This window comes from Paenibacillus terrisolis, assembly GCF_056171975.1.
In genome coordinates this window covers 263,200-271,411 of the sequence record NZ_JBKFGG010000004.1, presented here as the reverse complement: position 1 = coordinate 271,411, position 8,212 = coordinate 263,200, and the positions used below count along the sequence as shown (strand labels likewise).

At 52.8% G+C, this 8,212-nt stretch carries 7 protein-coding genes; all 7 read left to right on the top strand.

Annotation, left to right across the window (positions count from 1 at the left end; genetic code table 11):
- The first annotated feature begins 407 nt into the window (after nucleotides 1-407).
- Nucleotides 408-1,742, top strand: a complete 1,335-nt coding sequence (locus ACI48K_RS05355; protein ID WP_475026513.1) for a stage II sporulation protein P — start codon at nucleotides 408-410, stop codon at nucleotides 1,740-1,742.
- A gap of 25 nt (nucleotides 1,743-1,767) precedes the next feature.
- Nucleotides 1,768-2,241: a hypothetical protein gene (locus ACI48K_RS05350; RefSeq protein WP_475026512.1), complete on the top strand. Its 474-nt coding sequence runs from the start codon at nucleotides 1,768-1,770 to the stop codon at nucleotides 2,239-2,241.
- A 119-nt stretch (nucleotides 2,242-2,360) separates the two neighbouring features.
- The gene (gene lepA / locus ACI48K_RS05345; RefSeq protein ID WP_475026510.1) at nucleotides 2,361-4,178 is read left to right on the top strand and encodes a translation elongation factor 4; all 1,818 of its coding nucleotides are present in this window, start codon (nucleotides 2,361-2,363) and stop codon (nucleotides 4,176-4,178) included.
- A 113-nt stretch (nucleotides 4,179-4,291) separates the two neighbouring features.
- The gene (gene hemW, locus ACI48K_RS05340) at nucleotides 4,292-5,548 is read left to right on the top strand and encodes a radical SAM family heme chaperone HemW (RefSeq protein WP_475026509.1); all 1,257 of its coding nucleotides are present in this window, start codon (nucleotides 4,292-4,294) and stop codon (nucleotides 5,546-5,548) included.
- Between the two features lie 362 nt (nucleotides 5,549-5,910).
- Complete coding sequence (locus ACI48K_RS05335) at nucleotides 5,911-6,378, top strand: N-acetyltransferase (RefSeq protein ID WP_475026508.1); 468 nt, start codon at nucleotides 5,911-5,913, stop codon at nucleotides 6,376-6,378.
- A 105-nt stretch (nucleotides 6,379-6,483) separates the two neighbouring features.
- Nucleotides 6,484-7,518, top strand: coding sequence for a heat-inducible transcriptional repressor HrcA (hrcA, locus tag ACI48K_RS05330; protein ID WP_475026507.1), 1,035 nt, complete (start codon nucleotides 6,484-6,486; stop codon nucleotides 7,516-7,518).
- Between the two features lie 44 nt (nucleotides 7,519-7,562).
- The gene (gene grpE, locus ACI48K_RS05325; RefSeq protein ID WP_475026506.1) at nucleotides 7,563-8,195 is read left to right on the top strand and encodes a nucleotide exchange factor GrpE; all 633 of its coding nucleotides are present in this window, start codon (nucleotides 7,563-7,565) and stop codon (nucleotides 8,193-8,195) included.
- The last annotated feature ends 17 nt before the right edge of the window (nucleotides 8,196-8,212 follow it).

Sequence of the window (8,212 nt, the reverse complement as noted above, 5' to 3'; positions counted from 1 at the left end):
TTTCCCATGACTGGATCCTCTCCCTTATTTTCATTGTAATTCCTTGTTGGGGAGGACTCCAGTTTAATTAGGGGGCCTAGAGGTTATTGCAGGTATTTCTGTGATCCACAGGGATTGGTTCAAATGAGTTCACCTTCTATGCCGACTGGCTCAGCGCTTATATGCTAAAAGCATAAAATGCGGGTGAAGGGGGCTGACGCAAGGCTGGCTGGCGGAAAAGACGTTTAAAACGTTTAAAATCCCAAGGCTGTATAAAACACATCGGGTTCTCAACAGCCTGGAAGTCCGCTAATCTAGCGGACTTCTTTTTTTTGCGAGAATTAGAGGTTCTACCCTCCCCGGTAGGTTCATAGATTGGAGTATAGAGATGTTCAGTGAACCATTCCGGCCTGGAGGAGGACTACAAAATGAAATTCAAGGCTTTGAACTTTGCAAAATGGAGACGAAATCTGATGCAGATGCTGGCGACGGGGCAGGCTTTTTTAATGCTGCTTGTCTTGTCGGTCGTATTTTTTATTCTGCTCGGCATGTTTGGAATCGCGGAAAAAAATCTGAATACCTCGCCGGTGTCTTCGATGAAAGGCCTGGCGGCTTCGCTGTCGAGCCGGTTTTTTATCGATATGGTGGGGATGGAGATGCCGCATACGGCTAAAGAAGACCAAACGCCTGCGGTTTCCGGCAAGCAGGTGGCCACCTTTATGATCCGGCTGCTCACCGATGTCAATCCGGCCGATCCGAAAAGCCTGGTGGCCCGAGAGGTGCCGGGACTTGGCGCGGATAGTCCGATACTGCTGCGGACGGGGTCCGGAAACGGAGCAACGGCGCAGGCGCCGGAGGATTACCGTCCCGATGAAGGACCGGACCACAGCGACCCGCAAACTCCGGATGACGGGGACTCAAGCGGGAATACTCAGCCGGATGGCGAACCGCAGGCGCCGGACGATGCTTCGCCCGGAACTGGGGCGGATAAGCCGGATCAACCCGAAAAGGATAATAACGAGCCTTCCGTTCAACCCGGCTATAAAAATATCGTGATGATTTATCATTCCCACCCTCAGGAATCTTTCAACCCCGTGCTTGGCAGCACTACGGACAACCCGAGCTCGCCGGACGAGAAAAAAAGCGTAGGCCTTGTCGGCGACGCTTTGGCCGGAGAACTGGAGAAAAAGGGCGTAGCCACGCTGCACACCTATGAGAATTATGCGTCCAAGGTTAGCAATTATAACTACAACTACTCATATAAATATTCTCGGGAGACGGTAAAAACGGCGATGGCGGAGAACGGCCAGCTTCAATATTTTATCGATATTCACCGGGATTCGCAGCGTCACGATAAAACCACAACCACGATCGGCGGCCTCTCCTACGCCCAAATCTATTTCATTATCGGACACGGCAATGAAAACTGGCAGAAAAACGAAGCTTTTGCCAACACGATTCATGAACGTCTGGAGCAATCCTATCCGGGTATTTCAAGAGGCATCTGGGGGAAAACCACGGCGCAGGGCAACGGAGAATACAATCAGTCCTTGTCGCCCAACAGCGTGCTCATCGAAATCGGCGGCATCGACAATACGCAGGAAGAGCTTGAACGCACCGCCAGAGTGCTGGCCGATATCATCGCGGACGAATATTGGGAAGGCCAGGATGCGAAGAAAGCGGGCTCGCTTTCAAAAGCGGATCCGAAGAGTAAGCAGCAAGCGAACAAAACGGGGTCTTCCGAAAAGAGCAAAAAGTCATGAGTAAATAAGGAAGGGTCGATTATCCATGGCAAAATCAATGAGAAGAACGCTGCTGTACGGGGGTTTGCTGGTCGCCGGCGTCACGCTGGGGATGCAAATGGCGGAGAGCGGAACGAAGGAGGTCTACGGCTCCGGGATGCAAGCCTCCCCATATGATAACGCCCAGTCGCAGCGTTACGGTTCAACCGAATGGCAAACTTCGAACGGAACGATGCCCGTGACGAACGGAAACGGCTATAACGGCGGGGGTTATGTCATGAACGGGAACGGCGGGTATACCGAAAACGGGTCGGTTCCTCAAACCTATACGGGGACTCCGGGGTGGAACGGGAGCAATCAGCAAGCGGCGGGGGGAGTCCTGCAAACGCCAGCCGATCTTTTGCTGCCGCCTCCGCAGCCGACCGCGGTGGATCGCTTTGCGGACAAGACGGCGCAGCTTCTTCAGCAGGCTTCCCAAAAGAGCATCCATTGGGTGGCCTCCTTGTTTGGTCCGAATTGACCCTTTTATAGAAGGAAACATTTCTTTTGCATGGGGTTCCGGTCTGGCGGATTGATGCCTTTCCCTGCAACTGCTATAATAAATTGATTGTACTTCGAGGATTTGTGGTGGGGGTAAGGATGACAGATATCAGGTCAAGACAAGAAAAGATTCGGAATTTCTGTATTATTGCACATATAGACCATGGCAAATCGACGCTGGCCGACCGGATTCTGGAGTATACGGGGGCGCTGACTTCCCGCGAAATGCAGGAGCAGGTGCTCGATCAGATGGATCTGGAACGCGAACGCGGCATTACGATCAAGCTCCAGGCCGTACGGCTTACCTACCATGCGGACGACGGCGAAGATTATGTGCTGAATTTGATCGATACCCCGGGACATGTCGACTTCACGTACGAAGTATCCCGCAGCCTTGCGGCTTGCGAAGGAGCTCTGCTTGTCGTGGACGCCGCTCAAGGGATCGAGGCCCAGACGTTGGCCAATGTTTATTTAGCATTGGAGAATAATCTGGAGATTTTGCCGGTTATCAATAAAATCGATTTGCCAAGCGCAGACCCCGAGCGGGTGAAGCAGGAGATCGAGGACGTGATCGGGCTGGACGCCAGCGAGGCGGTCCCCGCTTCGGCGAAGGCGGGCATCGGGATCAAGGAAATCCTGGAGCAGGTTGTCCAAAAGGTTCCGGCGCCGTCCGGAGATCCGGATCAGCCGCTTAAGGCGCTTATTTTCGACTCGCATTATGACCCGTATAAGGGTGTTGTCGTATACGTCCGCGTTATTGACGGGCATATCAAAGCGGGCTCCAAGATCAAAATGATGGCCACGGGCAAATCGTTTGAGGTCATTGAGGTTGGCGCGTTCAAGCCGCGTATGACTATTGTCGACGAGTTGAACGTCGGAGACGTAGGTTTTATCGTTGCCGGCATCAAAACCGTAGGAGATACCCGGGTCGGGGATACAGTGACGGACGAAAAGCATCCGACGGCCGAGCCGCTCCACGGCTACCGCAAAATCAACCCGATGGTTTACTGCGGCCTGTATCCGATCGAATCGTCGGAATACAACGATCTGCGGGAAGCGCTGGAAAAGCTGCAGCTGAACGACGCGTCGCTCAGCTTCGAACCGGAGACGTCCAGCGCGCTCGGCTTTGGATTCCGCTGCGGGTTCCTTGGACTGCTGCATATGGACGTCATTCAGGAGCGGATCGAACGGGAGTTCAATATTGAGCTGATTACGACGGCGCCAAGCGTTATCTATAACATCACGCTGACGAACGGCGAGAAGATTTCCATCGATAACCCTTCCAACTATCCGGAAGTGGGCAAAATCGAGTACGTAGAAGAACCGTACGTCAAAGCTTCGATCATCGTGCCCAATGATTATGTCGGCACGGTCATGGAGTTGTGCCAAAACAAACGCGGCGAATTCGTCAACATGGAGTACCTTGACACGACCCGCGTTACGATTACGTACCAGGTTCCGCTGGCGGAAATCGTGTACGACTTCTTCGATCAGCTGAAATCCGGCACAAAGGGATACGCCTCTTTCGATTACGAGCTGTCGGGGTACCGCCAGTCCAATCTCGTTAAGATGGATATTCTGTTGAACGGCGAGCAGGTGGACGCCCTTTCGTTCATCGTGCACCGGGAACGGGCTTACCAGCGCGGCCGGATCATTTGCGAGAAGCTGCGCGAGCTGATTCCGCGCCAGATGTTCGAGGTGCCGATTCAGGCTTCCGTCGGCACGAAGGTCATCGCGCGCGAGACCGTTAAGGCGATGCGCAAGAACGTCCTCGCCAAGTGCTACGGCGGCGATATTTCGCGGAAACGCAAGCTGCTGGAGAAGCAAAAGGAAGGCAAAAAGCGGATGAAACAGGTCGGCAGCGTTGAAGTGCCGCAGGAAGCGTTCATGGCGGTGCTGAAAATCGACGACAAGTAACTCCGGGCGATGCTAGGCCAAGAGTGGACCTTAAGTATTCATTTTTAGCAAGCGAATGAAAAAAACATGAAGGAAAGCCCGCGGGCTTTCCTTATTTAATAGGAGGCATGACCATGGACCAACAAATGAAGCGGCAAGGACAGGGAATGCCGGCCGTTATTTCGCAGCGGCAAGTTCCAAGCAAAGAAGCCGAGGCGAATCTATTGAAGCCAAAACACGCTCCAAGGGCGGTTTATATACACATTCCGTTTTGCTCGAACAAGTGCTACTATTGCGACTTCAATTCTTACGTGCTGAAGGATCAGCCGGTGATGGATTATTTGCGGGCGCTGGACCGGGAGATGGAATTGACGGTACGGCAGAACCCGCCGGAGGAAATCGGCACGATTTTCGTCGGGGGCGGAACCCCGACCGTATTGAACCCGCAGGAGATGGAGTTTTTCCTGGGTTCGGTGCGGAGGCATTTTCCTCGGTGGGCTCCGGATTTGGAGTTTACCATGGAAGCGAACCCAGGAACGACAGACCCGGAGAAGCTGGCCGTCATGAAGGCCGGCGGGGTCAACCGCGTCAGCTTTGGCGTGCAGGCTTTTCAGAACGAACTGCTCAGTGGGATCGGCCGGATTCATAACACCGACGATGTGTATCGCAGCTTGGAAAACGCCCGGGCCGCCGGGCTGAACAATCTTTCCATCGACTTGATGTTCGGTCTGCCGAACCAAACGGTTGAAATGCTCGATTACAGCATCTCGCGGGCGCTCGAGCTAGGGCTGCCCCATTATTCGATTTACAGCCTCAAGGTGGAGGAAAACACGCTGTTCCATACGATGTATCAGAAAAACCAGCTGCCGCTTCCGAGCGAAGAGGATGAGCTGCAAATGTACCTTCTGCTGATGCGGCGGATGAAGGAAGCGGGGTACAAACAATACGAAATCAGCAATTTTGCAAAACCGGGATACGAGAGCCGTCATAACATTACCTATTGGCGCAATGAAGATTATTACGGACTCGGCGCGGGAGCCCACGGATACGTGGCAAGACAGCGGCATGTGAACATCAAGGGAGTCAATCCATACAATGAAGCGGCGCAAAAAGGCTTCCCGCGAATGGACCGGTTCGAGGTATCCAGGGAGGAAGCCATGGAAGACTTCGCGATGGTGGGTCTCAGGGTGCTGGACGGCATCCGCTTAGCCGATTTCGCCGGCCAATTCGGCGCCGATTTCGATGAGGTTTTCGCCGGTCCCTTAAACAAAATGCTGAAGGCCGGACTGCTTGAAGCACACGATGATGGCGACGGATACCGCCTCAGCGAGAAAGGCGTGCTGTTCGGCAACGAGGTATTTGCCGAGTTTATCGGCGTATTGACCGATTAAGGCCTCCAATTCAACTGAAATAACGTGGTTCATTTGCTGGGAGACTGCCATGCTTGGGGCAACCATAAAAATAACGGCACAATATGGTCTTATTTTGCGGATTCCAGCGTGCCTCTGGTGAATAGGGGAACTTTTTGGCCTTATTTTCGAACAAACGGGGCAAAAGCGGCGATTTTCCGGTGATCCTAGAAAATAGCGTCCTTTATGTCCTCTATTTCACGTCAAACGAGGAATATCGCCCCAATAGGGGCATTTTGTTCCCTTATGTGAGCTTCTGAGGTTTAGATTACATTCTCTCTTGAACTTTTATACGCGATCATGTATATTTATTCATATTATTTCGGTTCGAGGGGGAAAGTTATATGCCAGCCGTTGCCGTGTGCAGACCAGCGAAACTTGAGGACGTCGAGCCTCTTTATTTAATGATAGATGATTATGCGCGCCGGGGAATTATGCTGCCTCGCTCCCGTTCCGTGCTTGAGCGGCAAATCGGGGATTTCGTGGTTGCGGAGGTGGACGGCAGGGTTGTAGGCTGCGGCTCGCTGTGCAGACTCGGCGACGAGCTGGTGGAAATCCGTTCGCTTGGCATCGCCGAAGGGCACAAAGGAATGGGGCTCGGCTCCAAGCTGGTGGAACAGCTGATCATGGAAGCCAAGAAGCTGTCGGTTCCGAAAGTGATGGCGCTGACCTACGAGGTATCATTTTTCCTGAAAAACGGGTTTGCGGTCGTGGAGAAAACTATTTTTCCGGAGAAGGTATGGACGGATTGCGTCAACTGCGCCAAGCAGCATTGCTGCGACGAAATCGCGGTTCTCAAGATACTGGACTGACTTGACAATGGTCTAGTCGGTTTGGTATTTTTGTATTAGTGATTAGCACTCAACTGTTGCGAGTGCTAACGAGCTGGATCAAATGACTATTCAGGAGGGATTTCCATGTTGACGGAGCGCCAGAGAATGATTTTGACCGCGATTGTAGATGATTATATTCGTTCGGCGGAGCCGGTGGGATCCCGAAGCATTTCCAAGCGTGGAGATGTGGGCTACAGCCCGGCGACGATCCGCAACGAGATGGCGGACCTTGAAGAGCTTGGCTTTCTGGAGCAGCCGCATACTTCGGCAGGCCGGATTCCATCCCACAAAGGCTACCGTTATTATGTGGACCATTTGTCCCCGCTGAATCTGCTGGCACCTGATGAAGTTACCACGTTAAAAGCCTTTTTTGCCGAAAAGCTGAATGCGACCGAGCAGGTAATCCAGCATGCCGGGACGATTTTATCGAATATGACGAATTATACTTCCATCCTGCTGGGACCGGAAGTTTTTCACACGTCTTTGCGGCATTTTCAGCTGCTTCCGCTCAACGAGACGACGGCTGTAGCCATCGTCGTGACCAACACCGGGCAAGTGGAGAACAAGACGGTATCCCTTCCTCCCGGGTTGTCCGTTTCGGAGATGGAGAAGGTCGTCAATTTGCTGAACCGCAAGTTGACCGGAGTTCCCATCTACAAGTTGAAATCGGCTCTTTACAATGAAATCGGCCAGGAACTGCAGCGTCATCTCGAGCACTTTGAGGATTTAATGAACATGCTGGACGACGCCCTGGACGGGAACACCACGGACGGACAACGCCTGTTCCTCAGCGGCGCGACCAATATGCTGACGCAGCCGGAGTTTAGGGACGTCGACAAAGTCAAAAGCATTTTGGACCTGCTGGAAGAGACACCGACATTGACCAAAATGATGTCTTCCGCCTCGGCGGGGACCGGCATTCAGGTGCGGATCGGCACCGAAAACGATCACGAGGCTTTTGCCAACTGCAGCCTGATTACCGCGACTTACGCCATTGACGGTCAACCCGTGGGAACGATCGGCCTGCTTGGGCCGACCCGGATGGAATACGCGCGGGCGATTCGGATTTTGGAGATCCTATCTAAGGATCTGAGCAAGTTTTTGTCGAGATTGCAATAAGCGAAGAGGAAACAGGGGCAGTCGCAAGTTAAGGAGGTGACATCTTGAAGGAACAACAGCCGAATCAAGACAACATCAATCACAGTGTAGAGGAAGAAGAAACGAAGATGAACGATCAAGCGGGCAAGGAATTCGCATCCGGCCAGGATGAACAGCTTCAAAACGCATCTTTGGAAGCGAACGAAGCGGAAGAGACGACCGGAGAGACCCATTCCGGAGATGAACTGACGAACGAACTAACGAAGCTGCGTGCGGAACTGGAAGAATCCCAGCAAAGGATGCTCCGCGCGCAAGCCGATTTTGATAATTTCCGCCGCCGTACGGTGAAGGAAAAAGAAGAGCTGGGCAAATATGCGTCAGCCAAACTGATTGCCGAATTGCTGCCGGTCTTCGATAATTTCTCGCGGGCGCTTCTAACGGCAAGCGAAAGTGCGGACAGTTCGTCCTACTCCAAAGGAGTAGAGATGATTTTCCGTCAATTTGAAGGCGTTTTGAAAGCGGAGGGCCTGACTCCGATGGAGGTTGTAGGCGAGCCGTTTAATCCGGAATTCCACCAGGCCATTATGCAGGTGGAGTCCGACGAATACGAAGAAGGCACGGTCGTGGAAGAAGTGCAAAAAGGGTATCTGCTCAAAGATAAAGTGCTTCGCCCGGCAATGGTCAAAGTAAGCGGCTAAACACATAGAAAACAAGC